Annotated in this window: 20 protein-coding genes; 16 read left to right on the forward strand and 4 right to left on the reverse strand. The window is 74.4% G+C overall.

All coding sequences use genetic code 11. The annotated features are described in order from the left end of the window. Window positions 1-164: 164 nt before the first annotated feature. The 9 genes from ACIP5M_RS04990 to rfaE2 all read left to right on the forward strand — a co-directional run bounded on the left by ACIP5M_RS04990 (window position 165) and on the right by rfaE2 (window position 10080). Window positions 165-1127 (forward strand): UDP-glucuronic acid decarboxylase family protein, encoded by a 963-nt coding sequence (locus ACIP5M_RS04990; RefSeq protein ID WP_401191997.1) that lies wholly within the window; start codon window positions 165-167, stop codon window positions 1125-1127. A 39-nt stretch (window positions 1128-1166) separates the two neighbouring features. Continuing rightward, on the forward strand, window positions 1167-2822 hold the full coding sequence (locus ACIP5M_RS04995; protein WP_401191999.1) for a carbamoyltransferase: 1656 nt from the start codon (window positions 1167-1169) through the stop codon (window positions 2820-2822). Window positions 2823-2827: 5 nt separating this feature from the next. Further along, window positions 2828-3901: a glycosyltransferase family 2 protein gene (locus ACIP5M_RS05000; protein ID WP_401192002.1), complete on the forward strand. Its 1074-nt coding sequence runs from the start codon at window positions 2828-2830 to the stop codon at window positions 3899-3901. Beyond that, complete coding sequence (locus ACIP5M_RS05005; RefSeq protein WP_401192005.1) at window positions 3898-4563, forward strand: D-glycero-alpha-D-manno-heptose-1,7-bisphosphate 7-phosphatase; 666 nt, start codon at window positions 3898-3900, stop codon at window positions 4561-4563. Before ACIP5M_RS05000 ends, ACIP5M_RS05005 begins: the two co-directional genes overlap by 4 nt. Then, complete coding sequence (locus ACIP5M_RS05010) at window positions 4560-5639, forward strand: glycosyltransferase family 9 protein (RefSeq protein WP_401192008.1); 1080 nt, start codon at window positions 4560-4562, stop codon at window positions 5637-5639. The genes ACIP5M_RS05005 and ACIP5M_RS05010 overlap by 4 nt, the downstream gene beginning before the upstream one ends. Further along, window positions 5636-6598: a glycosyltransferase gene (locus tag ACIP5M_RS05015; protein ID WP_401192010.1), complete on the forward strand. Its 963-nt coding sequence runs from the start codon at window positions 5636-5638 to the stop codon at window positions 6596-6598. The genes ACIP5M_RS05010 and ACIP5M_RS05015 overlap by 4 nt, the downstream gene beginning before the upstream one ends. Further along, complete coding sequence (locus tag ACIP5M_RS05020; RefSeq protein WP_401192013.1) at window positions 6595-7860, forward strand: glycosyltransferase; 1266 nt, start codon at window positions 6595-6597, stop codon at window positions 7858-7860. Before ACIP5M_RS05015 ends, ACIP5M_RS05020 begins: the two co-directional genes overlap by 4 nt. Before the next feature lie 136 nt (window positions 7861-7996). Further along, on the forward strand, window positions 7997-8674 hold the full coding sequence (locus tag ACIP5M_RS05025; RefSeq protein ID WP_401192015.1) for an SIS domain-containing protein: 678 nt from the start codon (window positions 7997-7999) through the stop codon (window positions 8672-8674). Then, a complete protein-coding gene (gene rfaE2, locus ACIP5M_RS05030) occupies window positions 8671-10080 on the forward strand; it encodes a D-glycero-beta-D-manno-heptose 1-phosphate adenylyltransferase (protein ID WP_401192018.1) in 1410 nt (469 codons plus the stop codon). The genes ACIP5M_RS05025 and rfaE2 overlap by 4 nt, the downstream gene beginning before the upstream one ends. A 32-nt stretch (window positions 10081-10112) precedes the next feature. Here the strand turns inward: rfaE2 and ACIP5M_RS05035 are convergent, their stop codons facing one another. Continuing rightward, the gene (locus ACIP5M_RS05035; protein WP_401193503.1) at window positions 10113-11381 is read right to left on the reverse strand and encodes an MFS transporter; all 1269 of its coding nucleotides are present in this window, start codon (window positions 11379-11381) and stop codon (window positions 10113-10115) included. A 551-nt stretch (window positions 11382-11932) separates the two neighbouring features. Here ACIP5M_RS05035 and ACIP5M_RS05040 point away from each other — a divergent pair. Then, window positions 11933-12679 carry an SDR family oxidoreductase gene (locus ACIP5M_RS05040; protein WP_401192021.1) on the forward strand — a complete coding sequence of 249 codons (747 nt, stop codon included), beginning with the start codon at window positions 11933-11935 and terminating at the stop codon, window positions 12677-12679. After that, window positions 12676-13701: a glycosyltransferase family 9 protein gene (locus ACIP5M_RS05045; RefSeq protein WP_401192024.1), complete on the forward strand. Its 1026-nt coding sequence runs from the start codon at window positions 12676-12678 to the stop codon at window positions 13699-13701. The genes ACIP5M_RS05040 and ACIP5M_RS05045 overlap by 4 nt, the downstream gene beginning before the upstream one ends. 18 nt (window positions 13702-13719) lie before the next feature. Here the strand turns inward: ACIP5M_RS05045 and ACIP5M_RS05050 are convergent, their stop codons facing one another. Next, on the reverse strand, window positions 13720-15186 hold the full coding sequence (locus ACIP5M_RS05050; RefSeq protein WP_401192027.1) for an aminotransferase class I/II-fold pyridoxal phosphate-dependent enzyme: 1467 nt from the start codon (window positions 15184-15186) through the stop codon (window positions 13720-13722). 346 nt (window positions 15187-15532) lie between these two features. Here ACIP5M_RS05050 and ACIP5M_RS05055 point away from each other — a divergent pair, with 346 nt between their 5' ends. Further along, a complete protein-coding gene (locus tag ACIP5M_RS05055; RefSeq protein WP_401192029.1) occupies window positions 15533-15895 on the forward strand; it encodes a transglycosylase family protein in 363 nt (120 codons plus the stop codon). A gap of 498 nt (window positions 15896-16393) precedes the next feature. On the opposite strand, the gene ACIP5M_RS05060 is transcribed toward ACIP5M_RS05055, so the two are convergent. Next, window positions 16394-17182, reverse strand: a complete 789-nt coding sequence (locus ACIP5M_RS05060; protein ID WP_401192032.1) for a polysaccharide deacetylase family protein — start codon at window positions 17180-17182, stop codon at window positions 16394-16396. Between the two features lie 118 nt (window positions 17183-17300). Beyond that, a complete protein-coding gene (locus ACIP5M_RS05065; RefSeq protein ID WP_401192033.1) occupies window positions 17301-18374 on the reverse strand; it encodes an alkene reductase in 1074 nt (357 codons plus the stop codon). Window positions 18375-18521: 147 nt separating this feature from the next. Between ACIP5M_RS05065 and ACIP5M_RS05070 the strand changes: the two genes are divergently transcribed. The 4 genes from ACIP5M_RS05070 to ACIP5M_RS05085 all read left to right on the forward strand — a co-directional run bounded on the left by ACIP5M_RS05070 (window position 18522) and on the right by ACIP5M_RS05085 (window position 22871). Next, window positions 18522-19061, forward strand: coding sequence for a MarR family winged helix-turn-helix transcriptional regulator (locus ACIP5M_RS05070; RefSeq protein ID WP_401192036.1), 540 nt, complete (start codon window positions 18522-18524; stop codon window positions 19059-19061). 251 nt (window positions 19062-19312) lie between these two features. Next, the gene (locus ACIP5M_RS05075; protein WP_401192039.1) at window positions 19313-20989 is read left to right on the forward strand and encodes an FAD-dependent oxidoreductase; all 1677 of its coding nucleotides are present in this window, start codon (window positions 19313-19315) and stop codon (window positions 20987-20989) included. Further along, a complete protein-coding gene (locus ACIP5M_RS05080; RefSeq protein ID WP_401192041.1) occupies window positions 20986-22521 on the forward strand; it encodes an ATP-binding protein in 1536 nt (511 codons plus the stop codon). The genes ACIP5M_RS05075 and ACIP5M_RS05080 overlap by 4 nt, the downstream gene beginning before the upstream one ends. Next, a complete protein-coding gene (locus ACIP5M_RS05085) occupies window positions 22518-22871 on the forward strand; it encodes a UBP-type zinc finger domain-containing protein (protein WP_401192044.1) in 354 nt (117 codons plus the stop codon). The genes ACIP5M_RS05080 and ACIP5M_RS05085 overlap by 4 nt, the downstream gene beginning before the upstream one ends. The last annotated feature ends 108 nt before the right edge of the window (window positions 22872-22979 follow it).

Below are 22979 nucleotides of genomic sequence, written 5' to 3' on the forward strand. Positions count from 1 at the left end.
TCGTTACACACGGTTATCATCCGAATGCCCCCTCTCCCGGGCGACATCCACGGCGCTGGGTCAGGCTGAGGTGATCCCTGCGGGGTGGTGCCAGGTGGGGGCGGCAGCCGCCGCCCGGCGAACCCGGCGTCCCGCGCTCTCCGCCTTTCCGAGAGGAGACCATCATGGGCTCTGTCGCGGCACCGACCTGGGAGCACGCCGTCGTCACCGGAGGCGCCGGCTTCGTCGGCTCGCACCTGTGCTCGGCACTGATGGCTGCGGGCACCGCGGTCACCTGCGTCGACGACTTCAGCACCGGACGGCTAGAGAACGTGGCCCATCTGGTCGACCGGCCCGGCTTCACCCTCCAGGAGGCGAACGTCTCGCGGCCCTTCACGGTGCCGCGCACCCCCGATCTCGTCCTCCACCTCGCCTCGCCGGCCTCTCCCGCCGACTATCTCCGGCTGCCGGTGCACACGCTGGAAGCCGGCAGCCTCGGTACCCGCAACGCGCTGGACCTCGCTCGCCGCAGCGGGGCCCGCTTCCTCCTGGCCTCCACCTCCGAGGTGTACGGCGATCCGGAGGAGCACCCGCAGAACGAGCGGTACTGGGGTCACGTCAACCCCGTCGGCCCGCGGAGCGTGTACGACGAGGCCAAGCGTTTCGGCGAGGCCCTCACCACGGCGCACGGCTCCGCGCTGGGAACCGACACCTGCGTCGTGCGGCTGTTCAACACCTACGGCCCGCGCATGCGGGGGTACGACGGACGCGCCGTCCCCACCTTCATCCGCCAGGCCCTGGCCGGCGCCCCCCTGACGGTCACGGGCGACGGCCTGCAGACGCGTTCCCTGTGCTACGTCGACGACACCGTCTCCGGGATCCTCAGGGCGGCCGCCCACGGCATGTCCGGCCCCGTGAACATCGGCAACCCCGCCGAGCTCACCATGCTGGAACTGGCCCAATGGATCATCGAACTGACCGGGTCCCGCTCGGAGATCACCTTCGTGGAGCGGCCGACGGACGATCCGGCCGTGCGGTGCCCCGACATCACGCTCGCCCGGGACAAGCTGCAGTGGGAGCCGCTCGTGACGGCCGACGAAGGGTTGCGCCGCACCATCGACTGGTTCCGCGCACACGCCGACAACTGACCGCCGGCAACCACCCCACAGCCGAAAGGCCGTACCTCCATGCGCATTCTGGGAATCAACGCGCTCTTCCACGACCCCGCCGCCGCGCTCGTCATCGACGGCCGCACCGTCGCCGCCACCGAGGAGGAACGCTTCTCGCGCCGCAAGCACGGCAAGCGGCCGGTGCCGTTCTCCGCCTGGGAGCTGCCGGAACAGGCCGCTGCGTGGTGCCTGCGCCGCGCCGGACTGCGGCCCCAGGACCTGGACGCCGTCGCCTATTCCTACGATCCGGCCCTGGCCCTGCCCGCCGACGCCATGGGACTGCACGACCCGTGGGACCACCTGCGCCAGACGTACGCCCGCCAGGCCCCGGGCTTCCTGGCAGCCGCGCTCCCCGGCCTCGACCCGGACCTCGTCCGCTTCGTGCCCCACCACATGGCGCACGCCGCCTCCGGGGCGTTCGCCGCCGACGGCGCGGACAACAGTTCCGTCCTGGTCCTCGACGGCCGTGGCGAGCGCGCCTCGCACCTCGCGGCGCGCCGGACGGGCAGCCGGCTGGAGCCGCTGTACGCGCAGGACCTCCCGCACTCGCTCGGGCTCGTGTACGAGGAACTCACCGGCCATCTCGGCTTCCTGCGTTCCTCGGACGAGTTCAAGGTGATGGCCCTCGCGTCCCACGGCACGCCGCGCATGCTGTCCGAACTGAGGCGCTACGTCTACCCGACCGGTGACGGGGGCTTCCATGCCACCGGCGTCCCCTGGGACGAGTTCTGCCCGCCCCGGGGCGCCGACGAGCCGTGGACCGCCGCCCACGCGGACGTCGCCGCGAGCGCCCAGGCCGTGCTGGAGGAGACACTGCTCGACCTGGTGCGCTGGCTGCACGGCCGTACCCACGACCGGGTCCTCACGCTGGCCGGGGGAGTCGCCCTCAACTGCGTCGCCAACTCCCGCATCGCCCGCGAGGGCCCCTTCTCCCGCGTCTGGGTGCAGCCCGCGGCCGGCGACGCCGGCACGGCCCTCGGCTCGGCGCTGCTCCTCGCCGCCGGAGCCGGAGACGACCCCGAACCGATGGCCGGCGCGGACCTGGGCCGTGACTGGTCCGATGCGGAGCTCGGCGCCTGGCTCAAGACGGCCGGCGTGCCCTTCGAACGTCCTTCGGACATCGCCGCCACCGTCGCCGAAGCCCTCGCCGACAACGCCATCGTCGCCTGGTTCCAAGGCCGTTCCGAATACGGGCCCCGAGCCCTGGGGCACCGTTCCCTCCTGGCCCATCCCGGCCACGCGGGAAATCTGGAACGGCTCAACGACGTCAAGGGCCGCGAACAGTTCCGGCCGGTGGCGCCCATGGTGCTCGCCGAGCGCGCGCCGGACATCTTCGACGGGCCGCTGCCCAGCCCGTACATGCTCTTCGTCCACGACGTGGCCGCCGACTGGCGCGAGCGGATCCCCGCCGTCGTCCACGTGGACGGAACGGCCCGCATCCAGACCGTGGACCCGCGTACCGAGCCGCTCGTGGCACGCATGCTCACCGAGTTCGAACGGCGGACCGGGCTGCCGGTGGTCGTCAACACCAGCCTGAACACCGCCGGCCGGCCGATGGTGGACGACCCCCGGGACGCGCTGGAGTGCTTCGGCTCGTCGCCCGTGGACCTGCTCGCGATCGGACCGTACGCCGTACGGCGGGGCGGGCTCTTCCGGGACGGAGAGGGAGCGTGAGCCCGATGACGCAGCGAGCGACGGCCGAACCGTACGCCGTGGTCGTCCCCACACTCGGCAGGCCGAGTCTGCGGACCTGCCTGGAGGCCCTCGCGGCCGCCACGGCCGACGGCACCGGACCGGCCAGGGTCGTCCTCGTCCACGACCGCACCGACAGCGGCGCCACGCCGCCCGCCCTGGACGTGCCGCAGGCGCTGCGCCCGCTCACCACCGTCGTGGCCGGCGGCGGACGCGGACCCGCCGCGGCCCGCAACACCGGCGCCCGCGCCGCGGGCACGGCGCCGTGGATCGTCTTCCTGGACGACGACGTGGTGCCGGGACCCACCTGGGGCCGTGACCTGGCCCGTGACCTGGCGTCAGCGGCGCGCGACACCGCCGCCGTCACCGCCCGCGTCGACGTCCCGCTCCCGGCCGGCCGCCGTCCCACGGACTGGGAGCGCAATACGGCGGGGCTCTCCACCGCCCGCTGGATCACCGCCGACATGGCCTTCCGGCGCGAGGCGCTGGAGGCGGCGGGCGGCTTCGACGAACGGTTCCGGCGCGCCTTCCGGGAGGACGCCGACCTCGCCCTGCGCCTGCTCGACGGCGGATGGACCCTGGCCCCCGGCACCCGCCGCACCACCCATCCGGTCCGCCCCGCCGACCGCTGGGTGTCCGTACGGGTGCAGGCGGGCAACGCGGACGACGTGCTGATGACCCGCCTGCACGGACACGACTGGTGGGCACGGGCCGCCGCACCGCGCGGCCGGCTGCCGCGCCACCTCGCGGTCAGCGCGGCGGCGGCCGCCGCCGTGGGCTGCGCGCTGGCCGGCCGGGGCGGAGCCGCCGCCGTGTGCGCCGGCGGGTGGCTGGCCGGGACGGCCGAGTTCGCCGCGGCCCGGATCGCCCCCGGACCACGGACCCGGGCCGAGACCGCCACCATGCTCGTCACGAGCGTCCTCATCCCGCCCGTCGCCGCCTGGCACTGGCTGCGGGGCCACGCCCTGCACCGCGCCGCCCGCCCCCTGGGAGCCGCGCGGCCGCCGGTGGCCGGCCCGGCGGCCCCGCAGGAGTCACCGGCCGAACCGGTCCGGTCATGACGCGCCCCTCCGCCGCGGGCGGGCAGCGTGGCGAGCCGCCGTCCGCAGGCCCCTGGCTGTGGGGCGACGCACGTGCCGCCGGCCGGCCCCGGGACCGGTCCCCCGCACGGGACGCCCTGCCCGAGGCCGTCCTCTTCGACCGTGACGGCACCCTCGTCGTCGACGTCCCGTACAACGGCGACCCGGCCCGCGTCGTTCCGATGCCGTCCGCCCGGGCCGCGATAGCCGCCCTGCGGGACCGCGGCATCCCGACCGGCGTGGTGAGCAACCAGTCCGGAGTCGGCCGCGGACTGCTGACACGGGACCAGGTGCAGTCCGTACGGCTGCGCGTGGACGACCTGTTCGGCCCGTTCGCCGTGTGGGCGGTCTGCCCGCACCGGCCCGAGGACGGATGCGGCTGCCGCAAGCCCTCGCCCGGACTGGTCCTCGCCGCGTGCGAACGGCTCGGCGTCGCACCCCGCCGCACGGTGGTCGTCGGAGACATCGGCGCCGACGTGGGGGCCGCGCGAGCGGCCGGGGCACGGAGCGTGCTGGTACCGACACCGGTCACCCGGCCCGAGGAGGTCGCGTCCGCGGAGCGGACCGCGCCTGACCTGCTGGCCGCGGTCCGCCTGATCCTGGACGCGGCCGGGCCGGCGCCCGAACCCGGCGGTACCCGATGAACCTCCCGCGCAGCCTCGTCGTACGCCTCGACAGCGCCGGGGACGTCCTGCTGGCCGGACCCGCCGTGCGGGCGGTGGCGGCCGGTTCCTCCCACACCACCCTGCTGTGCGGGCCCCTGGGCGTTCCGGCGGCGCGGCTGCTGCCCGGCGTGGACCAGGTGCTCGTCTACGACGCGCCGTGGGTGGGCCTGGAGCCAGGCAGGACCTCCCGGGAGGAATGCGGCCTGCTGGTCGACGCCCTGTCCGCCGGCCGCTTCGACCGCGGCGTGGTCCTCGTCTCGTACCACCAGAGTCCGCTGCCGACCGCCCTGCTGCTCGCGCTCGCGGGCGTGGAGCGGGTCGCCGCCGACTGCGAGGAGTACCCCGGCTCCCTGCTGAGCCTGCGGCACCACCGGCTGCCCGGACGGCACGAGGCCGAGGCCGCGCTGGACCTGGTGCGCGCCTTCGGGTTCCGCCCGCCGCCCGGGGACGACGGCAGGCTCGCGGTGCTCCCGCCCCCCGACACCACGCGGCTGACGGGTCCGGAACCGTACGTGGTCCTGCATCCCGGGGCCGCCGTCGCCGCCCGCCGATGGACCGCCGGTCGCGCGGCCCGGGCCGCCGCGGCGCTGCACACGGCGGGCCACCGCGTGGTGGTCACCGGCAGCCCTGCGGAGAAGGACCTGACCGCCGAGGTGGCCGGACATCACGGTCTCGACCTCGGCGGTGCCACCGCCGACCTGCACGAACTGGCGGGCGTCCTGGCCGGCGCGCGGGTCGTGGTGACCGGCAACACCGGCCCCATGCACCTCGCCTGCGCCGTCGGCACCCCCGTCGTCTGCCTCTTCGCCCCGGTCGTGCCGGCGGAACGCTGGCGCCCCCACGGCGTGCCGCACGTCCTGCTCGGCGACCACGCCGCCGCCTGCGCCGGCAGCAGGGCCCGGGAGTGCCCGCTTCCGGGACACCCCTGTCTGGACTCCGTCAGCGATGCAGAGGTCCTGGCCGCCGTGGCCGGACTCCTGGGCCATCGACCGGTGAACGGGCACCCTGCCCGCCTGCCGGACCTCAGCGAGAGCGATCGAGGAGCCAGCGTATGAACATCCTGCTGTGGCACGTACACGGTTCCTGGACGACCGCTTTCGTCCAGGGACCGCACACCTACCTGGTGCCCGTCACGCCCGACCGGGGGCCCGACGGACTGGGGCGGGCCCGTACCTTCGACTGGCCGGAATCGGTCCGCGAGGTCACTCCGGCGGAACTCGCCGACACGCGGGTCGACCTCGTCGTACTGCAACGGCCCCACGAGGCGGAACTGGCCGAGCGCTGGCTCCGCCGCCGCCCGGGCAGGGACATCCCCGCCGTCTACCTGGAGCACAACGCCCCGGACGGAGCGGTGCCGCTGACCCGACATCCGTGCGCCGACCGCGACGACCTGACGCTGGTGCACGTGACCCACTTCAACCGGCTGTACTGGGACAGCGGCAGCACCCGCGCCGAGGTCATCGAGCACGGCATCGTCGATCCGGGGCACCTCTACACCGGCGCCCTGCCCCGCGCCGCCGTGGTCGTCAACGAACCGGTCCGCCGCGGCCGCCACACCGGCACGGACCTGCTGCCCGCACTGGCACGGTCCGCGCCCCTGGACGTGTTCGGCATGCGCACCGAAGGGCTCGCCGAGCACCTGGGCCTGCCCGCCGAGCGGTGCCGCGCGCACGAGCTCCCCCAGCGGGACCTGCACGCCGCCATGGCGGAACGCCGCCTCTACCTGCATCCCATGCGCTGGACGTCCCTGGGCCTGTCCCTCCTGGAGGCCATGCACCTGGGCATGCCCGTCGTCGTCCTCGCCGCGACGGAGGCCGTGGAGGCCGTGCCGCCCGGCACCGGTGTCCTGTCCACCCGGCCCGAGGTACTGGCCCGCGCGGCCCGCCACTACCTCGCCGAACCGGAGGCAGCGGCCGAGGACGGCGCCCGGGCCCGGCAGGCGGCCCTCGAACGCCACGGCCTCAAACGCTTCCTGGATGACTGGGAGCGGCTGATGGCGGAGGTGCGGTCATGACGTCCGCCCGCCGGTCCGCCCTCCCGGCCACACCGAGGCGGTCCCTGTCCGTGGCGCTGGTCTCCGAACACGCCAGCCCGCTCGCCACCCTGGGCGGCGTCGACGCGGGCGGACAGAACGTACACGTGGCCTGCCTGGCCGCAGCCCTGGCCGACCGCGGCCACCGGGTGACGGTCTACACCCGCCGCGACGCGCGTGATCTGCCCGAACGCACCCACATGCGCGCCGGCGTCACCGTGCACCACGTCCCGGCCGGCCCGGCGGAGCACCTGCCCAAGGACGAACTGCTGCCGCACATGCGCGAGTTCTCGTACTACCTGATGGACCGCTGGCGGCACGACCAGCCCCCCGACCTGATCCATTCGCACTTCTGGATGTCGGGTCTCGCCTCCCTCACGGCGGCACGGGAGCTGCGGCTGCCGATGCTGCACACCTACCACGCGCTCGGAACGGTCAAGAGGAGGCACCAGGGCGCCGCCGACACCAGTCCGCCGTCGCGCATCGGCTGCGAACGGGAGGTCGGCCTGGGCTGCGACCGGGTGGTGGCCACCTGCCGGGACGAAGTCGCCGAACTCGAACGGATGGGCATCCCCGCGGACAAGGCCGATGTGGTCCCCTGCGGCGTCGACACCGACCGGTTCCGCCCGGACGGTCCCGTCGCCGAACGCGGGACGCGGCACCGCTACCGGCTGCTCCAGATCGGCAGGCTGGTCCCCCGCAAGGGGGCGGCCGTGTCCATCGCCGCGCTCGCCCGCCTGCCGGAGGCGGAACTCGTCATAGCGGGCGGTCCCGACGCCGCCTGCCTGGACCGCGATCCGGAGGTGCGCCGCCTGCGCGACATCGCCCGCGGCGCCGGGGTCGCCGACCGCGTGCGCTTCCTCGGCGCGGTGCCGTGCGCCGAGGTCCCCGCCGTGATGCGCAGTGCCGACGTGGTGCTGTGCCCCGCGGACTACGAGCCGTTCGGCATCGTGCCGCTCGAGGCCATGGCCTGCGGCCGCCCCGTCGTGGCGAGTGCCGTCGGCGGCCAGCTCGACACCGTCGTCGACCGGGGGACCGGACGGCTGGTACCGCCGGGGGACCCCGGCGCGCTGGCCGGCGCCGTGGCCGAACTCCTGGCCGACGCCCCCCTGCGCGAGGCCTACGGGAACGCCGGCCGCCGGCGGGTGACGAGCCGGTACGGCTGGGCGCACGTCGCCTCGGCCACGGAGCGGGCCTACCGCTCGGCGCTCACCGGGCGCCTCACCGCCGCCGGGGCCCCGTGATCCCGCGGGCGAGCGCCCGTCCGACCCCACCGCCCGCCCGCCCCGTCCCGGCGGACCGGCGGCCCGTCCCGCGCAGCTTCGAAGCCTGAAGGAGGTGGGGCCCGGACCGCTCACGCGAGCGGGCCGGCCCGACGCCATGAGCCAGACCCCCGCACACGCAGGAGCCCACCAGCACTGCCAGTCGCTCGAAGACGCCCTGCAACGGCTGCGCGTCCACGGCCTGGACCAACTCGCCCACTGGGGCCACCGGCTCGCCGCGGTCCTGCCCGCGGGCGGTCGGCTGCTCGCCGCCGGCAACGGGGGCAGCGCGGCCCAGGCACAGCACCTGACCGCGGAACTCGTCGGCCGGTACCGCGAGGAACGCGCCGCGTACTCGGCCATCGCCCTGCACGCGGAGAGCTCCAGCGTGACGGCCATCGGCAACGACTACGGATTCGAGCACGTCTTCGCCCGTCAAGTGGCGGCCCACGGCCGGGACGGTGACGTCCTCATCCTGCTGTCGACCTCCGGGCGCAGCACGAACCTGCTGGCGGCCGCGATGACGGCCCGCGCGGCGGGAGTGGAGGTCTGGGCGCTGACCGGCGCCTCCCCGAACCCGCTCGCCGAAGCCGCCGACCAGGCCCTGTGCATCGACGCGGACACGACGGCGACCGTGCAGGAGGCCCACCTGGTGGCCGTGCACCTGCTGTGCGAGTCGTTCGACGCCGCGCTCGCCGACGCGCCCGCCGCCACCCGCGCCGCGGGACGGGCGGGACGGGCCGCGGGCCGCAGAGCACCGCGGCCGGCGGCCGCCGCCCTCCGGAGGACGTCGTGAACGCCGGCGGGCCCCTGGTCGTGGTCGGTGACGCCCTCCTCGACCGCGACGTCCAGGGCGTCGTGGACCGGCTCGCCCCCGACGCGCCGGTGCCCGTCGTCGACGTGACCGCCGACCTCTCGCGCCCGGGGGGAGCCGGACTGGCCGCGATCCTGGCCGCGCGGGCCGGCCGTGACGTCGTCCTGGTCACCGCGCTCGGCGAGGACCGGGCCAGCGAACGCGTGCGCGAGGCGCTGCGCGGTCGGGTACGGCTGGTGGAGCTCGCGCTGGACGGCACCCTGCCGGTGAAGACACGGGTGCTGGCAGGTGGCCGGCCCCTGGTCCGCGTGGACCAGGGCGGCGGTGAGGTCGGCCCGGTCACCGACGCCGTACGCGCAGCACTCGCCGGGGCGCACGCCGTCCTGGTCGCGGACTACGGCAGGGGCACGGCGGACGCCGTGCGGCCGCTGCTGGCCGGTGTGGCGCGCCGCGTGCCGCTGGTGTGGGACCCGCACCCGCGCGGCGGCCCGCCGGTTCCGGGAGCCCGCCTGGTGACGCCGAACGCCGCCGAGGCGGCCGCCCTGTGCCAGGGCGAGGGACATTCGCTGGGGGCGCACGCGTGGCGGGGCGCCGCCCTGGCCGAACGCTGGGACGCCGTCTCGGTCGCGGTGACCCTCGGGGACCGCGGCGCGCTGCTGACCAGCCCGCGCTCGGCGGCGCCGATGCTCGTGCCGGCCCCCTACCCGGCCGTCGGCGATCCGTGCGGCGCCGGCGACTGTTTCGCCGCCCTCGCCGCGGTCGCGCTCGCGGAGGGCGCCCTGCCGGAGGAGGCCGTGCAGCGCGCGGTGGCCGGCGCGGCCGCGTTCGTCGCGGCGGGCGGCGCCTCCGACCCCCGCCTGTGGCGGGAGGGCGGTGAGGCGGCGGCCGGCGCCCCCGCCCCGGCGGACGCGTTCGCGCTGGCCGAGAGCGTGCGCGCGGCCGGCGGCACCGTGGTGGCCACGGGCGGCTGCTTCGACCTGCTGCACGCCGGACACGTGGGCCTGCTCGACAGCGCGCGGCGCATCGGCGACTGCCTGATCGTCTGCGTGAACACCGACGCGTCCCTGCGGCGTCTGAAAGGGCCGGGCCGTCCGCTCACCCCCCTGGAGGACCGCGTGCGGGTCCTGTCGGCGCTCGCCAGCGTCGATGCCGTCGTCGCCTTCGAGGAGGACACCCCCCAGGCCCTGCTGCACGCGCTGCGGCCGGACGTCTGGGTCAAGGGCGGCGACTACTCGGCCGACGCGCTGCCGGAGGCGGAGGCACTGCGCGCCTGGGGCGGCCAGACCGTCGTCCTGCCGTACCTCGACGGCCGCTCCACCACCGGCCTCGCCCACCGGGCGGCACGCGCCGCCTCGGGTCCGGAGCCGGCCCGGGACCCCGCTCCCTGAGCCGGTCCGGGCCAGCGAGCCGGAAGGAGGGCTCAGGCCGCGGTGCCCAGGCTCGTACGGGCGGGCAGGACCGCCTCGGACACCCGGGCGGGCGCCACCGGGCGGACCCTGCGGCCGCGCAGCAGGTAGCCCGCCGCCACCGCCCCGGCGATGACGAGCCCGCCGGCCACGAGCGTGGCGCGGACACCGGCGAACTCCATCAGCAGCCCCAGCATCGGCGGCGCCGCGAGACTCCACACGGTGCGGATGCTGGACCAGGCACCGAGCACACGGCCCCGCATCCTGGCCGGCGGGTCCGTCTGGAGCACCGTGGACTGGGCGGTGTCCCCGACGGACTCCGCCACGGCCATGGGCAGGACCAGAACGAGGAGCAGCGCGAGCGACGGGGACAGGCCGGCCAGCACCTGGAGCAGCGCCCCGGCGAAGGTCAGCATCCCCACCAGGCGGACGCTGGGCCGGTGCAGCCGCGCACCCAGGACGGCGCCGATGATCCCGCCCACGGCAAGGACCGTGGAGACCTTGCTGAACGAGCCGGCGTCGCCCGCCAGCGGGCCGGTGACCAGCACCACCAGGGTGAGCGAGTAATTGCGGCCGAACATCGCGCTGATCCCGTTCAGCGCGGCGAGGGCCACCAGCCGGGGCCGCCGCATGAAGAAGGCGAGCCCGTCCCGGGCGCTCGTCTTCTGCTCCTCGACCGGCTCGGACGCCGGGTCCGCCCCGGGCGCCGTGACCGCCTCGGCACGCGGTTGCGCGGGCCGCGCCGCCTTCAGGAAGGGGATCACGCAGGCCACGAACAGGAACGACACGCCGTTCGCCGCGTAGGCCGCCGCCGTGCCCACGACGGCGACGGCGACGCCGGCGAGCGCCGCGCCCGCGAGCCGTCCGGCGCTGTGGACGAGCGAGCCGACGCCGATGGCGGAGGGCACGTCCTCCGTACGGACGAGGTCGTTGCCGAGCAGCGCGCAGGCCGGGCCGTCGACGGTGGCGATCAGGCCGGTGACGGCCGACAGCGCGAGCAGGACCGGCAGGTCCAGGCGGCCCAGCGCGACGAGCACCGCCGTCACCAGGGCCACCAGGCCGAGCAGGGCCTGGCCCGCGGCCGCCGTCAGCTTGCGGGGCCAGCGGTCGACGGCGGCACCGCCGGCGAGGCCGAGCAGCAGACCCGGCGCCACCTGGATGGACACGGACAGCCCCGTCGCGGCGGCCGACCCGGTGATCTGCAGCACGAGCAGGTTCTGCACCGTCAGCTGCATCCACGTACCGGCGTTGGACACGAAGTTGGCGACGGCCCACCAGCGCATGCTGCGGTAGCGCAGGGACCGCCACGGCGAGCGGTCGCCAGGGGCGGGGGCGGGGGCAGGGGTCGAGGTCGCGGACGGGGCGGCAGAAGGCACAGGCACAGACACAGACACAGAGGCACCGGGGACGGAGCGCGAAGCGCGGAGGACGGAAAAGGAAGGCGGGGAACGGGCGCTCCGCACCGTCGACACGCACACCGGCGCTCGACAGGTGGAGTGGAGGGGGAGGCACGAACCCGCCGGTCATGGTGGCAGACGCTCTCCCGCCCCCGCTGTGACCTGCGTCCCGGACCGGCCGGACCCGGCCACCCGGCTCCTGACCCCGCCCTTGGGCCACCAGGGATGCGGGGGTGCCCGTGTGCTTGCTCACACGCCACCGGGGGCAGGCGCCCGCCCCGCCGCCGGGGCGCGCCGGACCGGGCGCCGCGCCACCCTGCGGCCTAACCCGGCGTGCCGGAGACGGCCGCGCTGGTGACAGTGGAGACCAGAGCGGCCGAGCGGCGCGGACACACGGGTTCCCGGCGGCCGGCAGCCGACGACGGAGGGCAGGGCGGATGAGCAACGCGACGTACGTGGACCTGCAGGGCAAACAGGCATTGGTGACCGGAGGCGCCCGCGGACTGGGAGCCGCCATCTCCCGCCGACTGGCCGCCGCCGGGGCCTCGGTCCTCGTGGCGGACGTACGGCAGGACCTGGCGAAGGAACTGTGCGAGGACCTCATCGCCCAGGGGTGGCGGGCCCGTTCCGTGGGCCTGGACGTCTGCGACCCGGGCGCGGTGGCCGATGTCTTCCGTGACGTCGACGAGGCCGGTCAGCGGGTGGACATCCTCGTCAACAACGCCGCCGTGGACGTCTCGAAGTCGGCCGAGCACCTCACGGCGGACGAGGTCACCCGAGTGGTGAACACCAACCTCCTCGGGCCGATGTACCTGTGCCTGGAGGCGTACCGCCGCATGGTGGCCCAGGGCGGCGGCCACATCGTCAACATCCTCTCGACGGCCGCGAACCGGACGTGGACGGAGGCCGGCCCCTACGCGGCGAGCAAATCGGGGCTGCGCGCCTTCACGCACACCCTCTTCAAGGAGGCACAGCGCGACTGCGAGGGCATCGGGGTGACGGGGGTCATCGCCGGCGGGATGGAGACCGCCTTCATCCTGGAGCGCTTCCCTGACGCCGACGTCTCCATGCTGCAGAGCCCGGAGATCGTCGCCGACACCGTCGTGTACGCCCTGTCCGTGCCGAGCGGAAGCGCCCTCGGGGAACTGGTGGTGGTACCCCGCCGGGAACCGTCCTGGCCGTGAGCGGGTCAACCGGTGCGCCCCGCGCCGCCCGGCCCCAGGTGCTGGTGCTGCGCGCCTTGGGGCTCGGCGACCTGCTGACGGTGGTGCCCTGCCTGCGGGCGCTGCGCCGGAGCATGCAGGACAGCGACATCGTGCTGGCCGCCCCCGGCCGCCTGTCCGCCGCCGTGAGGGCGACGGGTCTGGTCGACCGGCTCCTGCCCGTCGGCGCACCCGGCCGCGCCGTGCCCGCGGGGCTCGGCTGGGCAGGCCCGGCTCCCGACGTGGCGGTGGACCTGCACGGAAACGGCCCACCGAGCCACCTCCTCCTCCAGCGGCTGCGGCCGGGCCGGCTCCTCGCCTTCAGGCACAGCGGCACGCCCGACATCGCCGGGCCCCACTGGCGCCCGGACGAGCACGAGCGCGACCGCTGGTGCCGGCTGCTGCGCTGGTACGGGATCGAGGCCGACCCCACCGACCTCGCCATCCCGCGCCCCGCGTGCCCGTCTCCCGCTCCCGGCGCCGTCGTGGTCCACCCGGGCGCCGACTCGGGCGCCCGCCGCTGGCCGGCGCAGCGGTTCGCGGCCGTGGCGCGGGCCCTGGACCGCGCGGGTCACCGGGTCGTCGTCACGGCGGGGGTGGGGGAGGGACGGCTGGGCCGCCGCGTGGCGGCCGAAGCCGGGCTGCCGGCGGAAGCGGTGCTGGGCGGCGCGGACGACGTACCGTTCCCGCAGCTCTGCGCCCTGGTGGCCGACGCCCGCTGCGTCGTGGTCGGAGACACCGGGCTGGCCCACCTGGCCACGGCCCTGGGCACCCCGTCGGTCGTGCTGTTCGGGCCGGTGGCGCCGCGCTTGTGGGGCCCGCCACAGCACCCGGCGCACCGCGTGCTGTGGCGACCGCGGCCCGGCGAGGACCCGCTGCGCCCCGGGGACGCCCACGGGCCGCTGCCCGACGCCCGGCTCCTGCGGATCACCGTGGACGAGGTGCTGGAGGCGGTGCAGGCGGTGCTGCGTCACGATCCGGACGCGGCCACCGCCCGCCGCTGACCCCCGGACGGCCTGTCCTCACCGGCCGCGGGCCACCACCCGGAACGTCTTCGCGGACGGGTCCGCCGCGTCCGGGAGGAGCATTCCGTGGTCGGCGCCGCTGCGCAGGTAGTCCACCACCTCGGAGTTGATCACCTCGCCGGGTGCCACCACGGGCACGCCCGGCGGGTACGGGCTGATGGTCTCGGCGGCGATCCGGCCGACCGCGTCCTTCGACGCCACCTGCTCCGCCTCGCCGAAGAAGGCCTCGCGCGGAAGACGCGCCTGCTCCAGCTCCAGCGACCGCGGCGGGGGCAGGTGCACCGCGGGCTGCCGTTCGATCGAGCCGGCCCCGTCCACCAGCTTGCGCAGGGCATCGACGAGGACCTTCTCGGTGTCGTCGTCATCCGCATGGGTGATCGACGCGTTGATCCGGAAGGTGTCGGATCCTCCCACGTCGACCTGGCACTCCGTCCGCAGCCACTCCGCCGCCTGCATGCCGCTGATCCCGAGGTCCTGTACATCGATCACGATCTTGAGCGGATCCAGCTCGGCGGCGAGCCCGGCCTCGACGACCTCGCGGTCCATCAGCCGCAGGCCGGACGTGCCGGCGACGGCCTCGCGCACCCGGTACGCCCGCCGCAGCGCGCCGTCCAGCAGGTCCCGTCCGTGCTCCACCATCTGCCGCCGCCAGCCGTCGAGCGTCGCGTACACGAGCGAGGACGCACTGGTCGTCCCCAGCAGGTCCTCGCGCTGCTTGAGCACGTCCGGCGAAACCCGGTCGTACTGCAGGTGGAAGACCGAACTCTGCTCGATGGCGCCACCCATCTTGTGCACGCTGGTGACCACCAGGTCCGCGCCCGCGTCGATGCCCCAGGCCGGCAGGTCCGGGTGGAAGGGCAGGTGCGCCCCCCACGCCTCGTCGACGATCAGCGGCACGTCGAAGGAATGGCAGACGTCGGCCACGCCCCGGATGTCGGCGCAGGTGCCCCAGTTCGTCGGGGTGATCAGCAGCATCCCCTTGGCGTCGGGGTGCTCCTCCAGCCGCCGGCGTACGTCGTCGGGCTCGGGCGGGTGCGCCAGGTGCCGTTCGGAGTCGAACTTCGGGTGGACCCAGATCGGCTCCACGCCGTTCACCACCACCGCCGCGATCACCGACTTGTGCGCGTTCCGTGACAGCAGCAGCTTCTCGCCGGGCCCGGCCACGGCCAGCATCGCGGTCCGCACCGACAACGAGCTTCCGCAGGTCGAGAAGAACGCCTGCTCCGCGCCGACCGCGTCGGCCATCAGTTCCTGTGCCCGGCTCAGCACTCCTTGGGACTCACGCCGGTCGTCCAGGCCGTTGAGCGTCAGCACGTCCGACCGGAACACATCGAGGCCCACCACGTCGGCCACCCTGGGATCCACCCCGCGACCCTGCTTGTGACCGGGCGGCCCGTAGGCGATGTCCCCCCGGCGCCGAAACTCCTCCAACGCATCGAGTACGGGTGCGTGGGAATGGTCCATGACTCCTCCAACGGCGTCGACCTGGCCTCCTGTCACGTGAAAACGCCGCAGCGACCGACCCTGCGGGCCCCTGCGGCGCAAGGCGCGCCTACCCCCGCGGCCGGGCCGGAAACGGAGGCGGCTGCCCCGTGCCGCAGAGGCGCTGCCGCCACGTCGGGGGACCGCTGCGCGCCTGCCACCGCACGCACTTAGAGCGTCCGTTCGGGTGGCGTCCGGCCTGCGCCGACCTCAAGTGCCGCTGTAATCCCTCAGGTCCGTGCTGTGCTGTGGCCACGGCCCGAACACGGCCGTACGCGGGCCCGCCCGCTGTTTGCGGCAGGTCCGCCCCAACAGCGAAGGAGGACTGATGTCGCGCCACCGCAAGGACCGGCGAAGCCGGAACACGATCGGTCAACTGCTGGCCGCCACGGTCTTGTTGACCGTAGCCCTGCTGGATGTCTCCGGGGCTCATGCGGCCTCGGTCCACTCCAAACCGAAGCCCGACTGGAATGCCATCGCCCGCTGTGAATCCGGCGGCAACTGGCGTGCGAACACCGGCAACGGCCATTACGGCGGATTGCAGTTCACCCAGTCGAGCTGGAACGCGGCCGGAGGCCGCAGGTACGCACGACGTGCCGACCTCGCCACGAAGGCGCAGCAGATCGCGACGGCGAGGAGACTCGCCAAGATCCAGGGCATGGGGGCCTGGACCTGCGCACGGCGCCGCTGATCCTCCTGCCGCCCAACTGACCCCGGTGGCCCGGGAGATGGCCACCGACTCGGACCGGCGGCCCGTGCCCGGCGCACGACGTCCAAGCTCTGGAGTTCCTCAAGTGGGGTTGGTCCGGCCACCGGGCGGGGGATCCCCCTGACACGGACCGGACGGGACCGTACGGGGAACGGGGGCAGGGCACATGACAATCCTGGTGATCCTGGGGTTCATCCTCATCGTGGTGGTCGTGGCCAAGGCGGGGGGAAGCGGCGGGCCGTCGCGCAAGGGCAGGCGCGGTGGCTCGTGGGGCGACGGCGGCGGGGGCGGTTGCGGCAGCTCGTCCTGCGGCGGCGGTTCCTCCTGCGGAGGCGGGGGAGGCTGCGGCGGAGGCGGCGACTGACCTCCGACGCCGCACGTCCCACGTGACGTCCCGCATGCGTCGGCGCGGGAGCGCTGACGGCCGCCCGCCGGGGGCGCCGTGCCCCCGGGCACGCACGGAAACGGTGCCGCAGGCCCTTACGGGGTGGCGCGGGCGGGGAAGGTGAAGGTGTAGCCCCGCGCGGTGAGCCAGGGCAGGTACTCCTTCAGCGCCGCGACGGTCTCGCTGCGGTCCCCGCCCCCGTCGTGGAAGAGGACGGTCGGCTGCGGGGGCAGCTCGCCCTCCACGACGGCGACGATGGCCGGCAGGCCGGGCCGGCTCCAGTCCTTGGGGTCCACGCTCCAGCCCAGGGGCCGCATCCCGCTCGCGGCGGCGATCGCGCGGCTCGCGGGGGTGAAGGCACCGCCCGGCGCACGGTAGTAGGTGACGGGGACCCCCGGCGCGGCCTTCTCGATCATGGCCTTGCCGTCGAGGATCTGCTGCCTCTGGAACGCGACGGGCTTGTGGTCCATGGTCACGTCGTGGTCGACCGAGTGGTCGCACAGCCGGTGGCCCTCGGCGGCGACCGAGCGCACCAGGGCCGGGTACTCCTGCGCGCGGGTCCCGATCATGCAGAAGGTGGCCTTGACGTGGTTCTCCCTCAGCACGCGCAGGACCTCCGGGGTCCAGCGCGGGTCCGGGCCGTCGTCGATGGTGATGGCGATGTCGCGGCCCGAGCCCGAGGTCTGCGCCAGCCGGGATATGCCCAGCGGGACCCGGGCGGGGCCCTGGGCGGCCCCGGCGGGACCCGTGGCCGAGGACCGGTCCGCCGGGCCGCCCGCGGCGGCCAGGGCCGGCGCGCCGGCAGCCGCCACCAGGCCGAGGACGGCGGCCGCCACGGCGGAGCCCGCCCGCAGGCGACGTACGGAACTGCTGCTGATGCCCATGGACGCGCTCTTCCTTTGCGCTCGGCCCCCCGGTCTGCGTTGCCGGTACAGGCTAGGGCAAGCGGAAGCGGAATCTCCTCATCCGATCGGCCCCCGTTGGGCCGCGGGAGGTGCCGCGCTAGGCGGCCCCGAGGGCGGGGTAGTCCGTGTAACCGCGGGCGTCTCCACCGAAGAAGGTGGCCGGGTCCGGGGCGTTGTACGGGCCTTCCGTGCGCAGTCGCTCGGGCAGGTCGGGGTTGGCCAGGAAGAGCGCGCCGAAGGCGAGCAGGTCGGCCGTGCCGTCCTCGATCAGCGTGAGGGCGCGGTGGTCGGTGGGGCCTTCCGTGGCCGGGTTCAGCACGAGCGGGCCGCTGAACTGCTTGCGGAGGGCGAGGGTGGCCTCCCGTGCCTCGGGGCCGTGCTCCAGGACGTGCAGGTAGGCCAGGCCGAGGCCGTCGATCTCCTTGACCAGCGCCTCGTAGGCGGCCTGCGGCTCCGGCTCGGAGATGTCGTTGTACGGGTTCCCGGGCGAGACGCGCAGCGCCGTGCGCCCGGCGCCGATCGCCGAGGCCACCGCCTTGACCACCTCCACCGCGAAGCGGATCCGGTTCTCCACCGGCCCGCCCCACTCGTCGGTGCGCAGGTTCGAGCCGGGGGCCAGGAACTGGTGGATCAGGTAACCGTTGGCGCCGTGCAGCTCCACCCCGTCGAAACCGGCCTCCATCGCGTTCCGGGCGGCCGCCGCGTAGTCGGCGATGGTCTGCCGCACCTCGGCTCCGGTCAGCTCGCGCGGGGTCACGAGATCCTTCATGCCGTCGCCGGTGAAGAGCTGTCCCCGGGCGGCGACCGCCGACGGGGCGACGGGTACGAGGCCGTCGGGCAGCAGCGTCGGGTGGCCGATCCGGCCCGCGTGCATCAGCTGGGCGAAGATCCGGCCGCCCGCCGCGTGGACGGAGTCGGTGACCTCGCGCCAGGACGCGACCTGCTCGGCGCTGTGCAGGCCGGGGGTGAAGGGGTAGCCCTGGCCGACGGCGGAGGGCTGGATCCCCTCGCTGATGATCAGGCCCGCGGAGGCCCGCTGGGTGTAGTACTCGGCGACGAGGCGGGTGGCGACGCCGCCCTCGCCCGCGCGGCTGCGCGTCATCGGCGCCAGGGCGATCCGGTTGGAGAGCGTGGCGCCGGCGAGGTGGACGGGGTCGAAAGCGCTGGTCATGACTGCCTCGCAGAAGATGGTTGGTCGGCCAATGATTTGCTGCGGGAAGCAGCGTACCCCATTACTTGGCCGACCAAGATAAAATGAGGGCGGCAGGTAGGATCAACCCACCAGGGATCTGCCGGACCGACCAGGAGGAGCACTCCCATGACCGCGGAATCCGTGCGGGAGGCGCACACCACCCCGCAGTGCGCGGCGGTGCCCAGCGCCGTGCTGGACGGGCCGGTGAGTCATGCGATCAGCCGCGTCGCCCGGCTCCACCGGATCGCCGCCGGGCGGCTCCTGCGGGACCTGGGGCTGCACCCGGGGCAGGAGTTCCTGATGATGCACCTCTGGGACAGCGGCGCGGTGCGCCAGTCCGAGCTGATCAAAACCCTCGGCCTCGACCCCTCCACGGTGACCAAGATGCTCCAGCGCCTGGAGCAGTCGGGCCACGTCCGGCGCCGCCCCGACCCCTCGGACCGGCGGGCCTCCCTGGTCGAGGCCACGGAGGCCAGCTGCGGGCTCCTGATCGACGTCCGCAGGGCGTGGGGCGAGCTCGAACTCCAGACCCTGGACGGCCTGGACGCCCCGGAACGCGCGGAACTGGCCCGCCTCCTGGGCAAGGTCGAAACCGCCCTGTGGGCGGAGGTCACCCGCGCGGGCACGGAGTGTGAGACTCCGCCCACGGCCCCGGGCGGCTGCTAGGGCCTGTCGTCAAACTCCCGTCGTCGCCCGGAGGGCGGCCACGCGGCGTCTGGTGCGTGCTCTCGGTGTGCCGGGGGGAAGCCCTCGTACTGGACGTACTCGGGATTCCGCCCGGTGCGGCGAGAGCGCGTGCCAGGCGTCGCGGGGCAGACGGGAGTTTGACGACAGGCCCTAGCCCGCGAACGTACGATGGGCGGGAACCGGCGCGGCGGCTCGTCCCGCCGCCGGCCCAGCCCGCTCGTGGGAGACGTATGGCACAGGCCGCCGACACCGCACGGACCGTCATCCTGACCGTCGACGACGATCCCGGAGTCTCCCGCGCCGTCGCCCGCGACCTGCGGCGCCGCTACGGTGCCGGCTACCGGATCGTGCGCGCCGAGTCCGGGGAGTCCGCGCTGGAGGCGCTGCGCGAGCTGAAGCTGCGGGGCGACCTGGTGGCCGTGATCCTCGCCGACTACCGGATGCCGCAGATGAACGGGATTGAGTTCCTCGAACAGGCCCTGAGCGTGTACCCGGGCGCGCGGCGCGTGCTGCTCACCGCCTACGCCGACACCAACGCCGCCATCGACGCGATCAACGTCGTCGACCTTGACCACTACCTCCTCAAGCCGTGGGACCCGCCCGAGGAGAAGCTCTACCCGGTCGTGGACGACCTGCTCGCGGCCTGGCGCTCCAGCGACCACCGGCCCGTACCCGCCACCAAGCTGATCGGGCACCGCTGGTCGGCGCGGACCTCGCACGCGCGGGAGTTCCTGGCCCGCAACCAGGTGCCGTACCGCTGGTACTCCTCCGACGAGCCCGAGGGACGGCGCCTGCTGGAGGCGGCCGGGGCCGACGGGCAGCGGCTGCCCGTGGTGATCACACCGGAGGGCACCGTGCTGATCGAGCCGGCGGCGCCCGACCTGGCCGCCCACGTGGGGCTCGCCACGACACCGGCCGCCGACTTCTACGACCTCGTGGTGATCGGCGGCGGCCCGGCCGGGCTCGGCGCCGCGGTGTACGGGGCCTCCGAGGGACTGCGGACCGTCCTGGTCGAGCGGTCGGCGACCGGCGGACAGGCCGGGCAGAGCTCCCGCATCGAGAACTACCTCGGCTTCCCGGACGGCGTGTCGGGCGCACAGCTCACGGAACGCGCCCGCCGCCAGGCCGGCCGCTTCGGCGCCGAGATCCTCACCGCGCGCGAGGTGACGGGGCTGGAGGTCAACGGCGCGGCGCGCACCGTCCGCTTCTCCGACGGCTCGGCGGTCGCCGCGCAGAGCGTCATCCTGGCCACCGGCGTGTCGTACCGGCACCTGCGGGCACCGGGCTGTGACGACCTGATCGGCCGCGGGGTGTACTACGGCTCCTCGCTCACCGAGGCGTCCTCCTGCCAGGGGCACGACGTGTACATCGTGGGCGGCGCCAACTCCGCCGGACAGGCAGCGATGTACCTGGCCCGCGGCGCGAAGTCGGTGACCCTGCTGGTACGCGGGGAGTCCCTGACGGCGTCGATGTCGTACTACCTGATCCAGCAGATCGAGGAAGCGCAGAACATCACGGTGCGGACCCGGACCGTCGTCGAGGCGGCGCACGGCGAGGAGCACCTGGAACAGCTGACGCTGCGCGACGTGGACAGCGGCACGACGGAACTCGTCGACGCCCACTGGATGTTCGTCTTCATCGGCGCGGCCCCGCTGACCGACTGGCTGGACGGTACGGTGCTGCGCGACGAGCACGGCTTCATCCTGGCCGGGCCCGACCTCACGCCGGACGGGCGCCCGCCGGCCGACTGGGAGCTGGACCGGCCGCCCTACCACCTGGAGACCAACATCCCCGGCGTGTTCGTGGCGGGTGACGCGCGCGCCCAGTCCGCGAAGCGCGTCGCCTCCGCCGTCGGAGAGGGGGCCATGGCCGTGATGCTCGTCCACCGGTACCTGGAGCAGTCATGAGCGGACAGGTCATGCCCTGCGCCCCGCAGGAGATCGCCTCCCTGTTCCTGTTCGAGAAGCTGACCCCGGAGCAGCTCGGGCGGCTGTGCGCGCAGGGGCGGGTCGAGCGGTTCGAGACCGGCCCGGTCTACACCGAAGGCGAACCGGCCACCTGCTTCTACGTGATGATCGAGGGCACCGTCGTCCTGTCCCGCCGGGTCGGCGGCGACGACGTGGAAGTGAGCCGCACCTCGCAGCGCGGCGTGTACGCGGGGGCCATGCAGGCCTACCTGGGCGAGCAGGTGCCGCAGACGTACACCAACTCGATGCGGGTGACCGAGCCGACGCGGTTCTTCGTCCTGCCCGCGCAGTCGTTCGCGGACATCATGCGGGAATGGTTCCCGATGGCCGCGCACCTGCTGGAGGGGCTGTTCTTCGGCTCGAAGAACACCCAGCGGGCCATCGGCCAGCGCGAACGGCTGCTGGCCCTCGGATCCTTGTCGGCCGGGCTCACGCACGAGCTGAACAATCCGGCGGCGGCGGCCGTCAGGGCCACCGCGACGCTGCGCGAACGGGTCGGGAAGATGCGGCACAAGCTGGCCCACATCGCCCAGGGCAACTACTCCCGCGAGGCGATCGCCGACCTCATCGAGATCCAGGAGCGCACCGTCGAACGGGTCGCCAAGGCGACGGCGCTCAGCCCGCTGGAGGCGTCGGACCGGGAGGACGAACTCGCCGACTGGCTCGAGGACCACGGCATCCCGGAGGGCTGGCGGATCGCGCCGACCTTCGTGCAGGCCGGACTGGACACGGACTGGCTGGAACAGGTCGCGGTGGCCGTGGCCGAGGACATCCTGCCGGCGGCCGTGGGCTGGCTCAACTACACGGTCGAGACCGAACTGCTGATGGACGAGATCGACGACTCGACCACCCGCATCTCCCACCTCGTGGACGCGGCGAAGCAGTACGCGCAGCTCGACCGCGCACCGCACCGGGTCGTCGACGTCCACGAACTCCTCGACAGCACCCTGCTGATGCTGTCGGGCAAGATCGGCCCCCGGATCCGGGTGGTCAAGGACTACGACCGCTCCCTGCCGGCCGTGCCCGCCTACCCGGCGGAGCTCAACCAGGTGTGGACCAACCTCATCGACAACGCCGTCTCCGCCATCGGGAGCACCGGCCGCGACGGCACGCTGACGGTCCGCACGGCACTGGAGGGGGAGCGGCTGCTCGTGGAGTTCCGCGACACCGGCCCCGGCGTCCCGGCGGACATCCGCGACCGCATCTTCGATCCCTTCTTCACCACCAAGCCGGTCGGCGAGGGCACCGGCCTCGGCCTCGACATCTCCTGGCGCATCGTCGTCAACAAGCACCACGGCAGCCTCCACGTCGAGTCCGTGCCGGGCGACACCCGGTTCCAGGTGCTGCTGCCGCTGACCGACCCCGAACCGGGGGCCGCGCCCGAAAACGAGACCGAGAACGAGACCGAGAACGAGACCGGAAACGAGACCAGGACCAAGAGCGAGTCAGCGACCGCCGAGGAGCCGGCATGAGTGACATCAACGCGATCGACCCGAGCGTCCCGCCCGCCGGCACCGGCTGCGCCGATTGCGACGCGGTGGGCGGCTGGTGGTTCCACCTGCGGCGCTGCGCCCAGTGCGGTCACATCGGCTGCTGCGACTCCTCCCCGGCCCAGCACGCCACCGCCCACTGGAAGGCCAGCGGCCATCCCCTGGTGCAGAGTTTCGAGCCGGGCGAGGAGTGGTTCTGGGACTACGACACCGGTGCCCTGTACGAGTCGGGGCCCGAGCTGACGCCGCCCGGCAGCCACCCGGCGGACCAGCCGGCGCCGGGACCGGCCGGCCGGGTACCGCAGGACTGGACGCGCCGACTGCACCGCTGAACGGCCCGGCGCCTCGACGGGTACCGGCTCGCGCCCTCCGGTCACGCCACGTCGCGCGTGCGGGCCGAAACGTTCATCTGCGGTGAGTCAAGGCGCTGTTGGGCTCTG

Origin of the sequence: Streptomyces sp. NPDC088762 (assembly GCF_044750905.1) — a bacterium.
In the GTDB taxonomy this organism is placed as follows: domain Bacteria; phylum Actinomycetota; class Actinomycetes; order Streptomycetales; family Streptomycetaceae; genus Streptomyces.

What these genes read in the sequence shown, in the direction of transcription:
- ACIP5M_RS04990 (WP_401191997.1), top strand. Translation starts at nt 165, where the DNA reads ATGGGCTCTGTCGCGGCACCGACCTGGGAGCACGCCGTCGTCACCGGA.
- ACIP5M_RS04995 (WP_401191999.1), top strand. Translation starts at nt 1,167, where the DNA reads ATGCGCATTCTGGGAATCAACGCGCTCTTCCACGACCCCGCCGCCGCG.
- ACIP5M_RS05000 (WP_401192002.1), top strand. Translation starts at nt 2,828, where the DNA reads ATGACGCAGCGAGCGACGGCCGAACCGTACGCCGTGGTCGTCCCCACA.
- ACIP5M_RS05005 (WP_401192005.1), top strand. Translation starts at nt 3,898, where the DNA reads ATGACGCGCCCCTCCGCCGCGGGCGGGCAGCGTGGCGAGCCGCCGTCC.
- ACIP5M_RS05010 (WP_401192008.1), top strand. Translation starts at nt 4,560, where the DNA reads ATGAACCTCCCGCGCAGCCTCGTCGTACGCCTCGACAGCGCCGGGGAC.
- ACIP5M_RS05015 (WP_401192010.1), top strand. Translation starts at nt 5,636, where the DNA reads ATGAACATCCTGCTGTGGCACGTACACGGTTCCTGGACGACCGCTTTC.
- ACIP5M_RS05020 (WP_401192013.1), top strand. Translation starts at nt 6,595, where the DNA reads ATGACGTCCGCCCGCCGGTCCGCCCTCCCGGCCACACCGAGGCGGTCC.
- ACIP5M_RS05025 (WP_401192015.1), top strand. Translation starts at nt 7,997, where the DNA reads ATGAGCCAGACCCCCGCACACGCAGGAGCCCACCAGCACTGCCAGTCG.
- ACIP5M_RS05035 (WP_401193503.1), bottom strand. Translation starts at nt 11,381, where the DNA reads ATGCGCTGGTGGGCCGTCGCCAACTTCGTGTCCAACGCCGGTACGTGG.
- ACIP5M_RS05040 (WP_401192021.1), top strand. Translation starts at nt 11,933, where the DNA reads ATGAGCAACGCGACGTACGTGGACCTGCAGGGCAAACAGGCATTGGTG.
- ACIP5M_RS05050 (WP_401192027.1), bottom strand. Translation starts at nt 15,186, where the DNA reads ATGGACCATTCCCACGCACCCGTACTCGATGCGTTGGAGGAGTTTCGG.
- ACIP5M_RS05055 (WP_401192029.1), top strand. Translation starts at nt 15,533, where the DNA reads ATGTCGCGCCACCGCAAGGACCGGCGAAGCCGGAACACGATCGGTCAA.
- ACIP5M_RS05060 (WP_401192032.1), bottom strand. Translation starts at nt 17,182, where the DNA reads ATGGGCATCAGCAGCAGTTCCGTACGTCGCCTGCGGGCGGGCTCCGCC.
- ACIP5M_RS05065 (WP_401192033.1), bottom strand. Translation starts at nt 18,374, where the DNA reads ATGACCAGCGCTTTCGACCCCGTCCACCTCGCCGGCGCCACGCTCTCC.
- ACIP5M_RS05070 (WP_401192036.1), top strand. Translation starts at nt 18,522, where the DNA reads ATGACCGCGGAATCCGTGCGGGAGGCGCACACCACCCCGCAGTGCGCG.
- ACIP5M_RS05075 (WP_401192039.1), top strand. Translation starts at nt 19,313, where the DNA reads ATGGCACAGGCCGCCGACACCGCACGGACCGTCATCCTGACCGTCGAC.
- ACIP5M_RS05080 (WP_401192041.1), top strand. Translation starts at nt 20,986, where the DNA reads ATGAGCGGACAGGTCATGCCCTGCGCCCCGCAGGAGATCGCCTCCCTG.
- ACIP5M_RS05085 (WP_401192044.1), top strand. Translation starts at nt 22,518, where the DNA reads ATGAGTGACATCAACGCGATCGACCCGAGCGTCCCGCCCGCCGGCACC.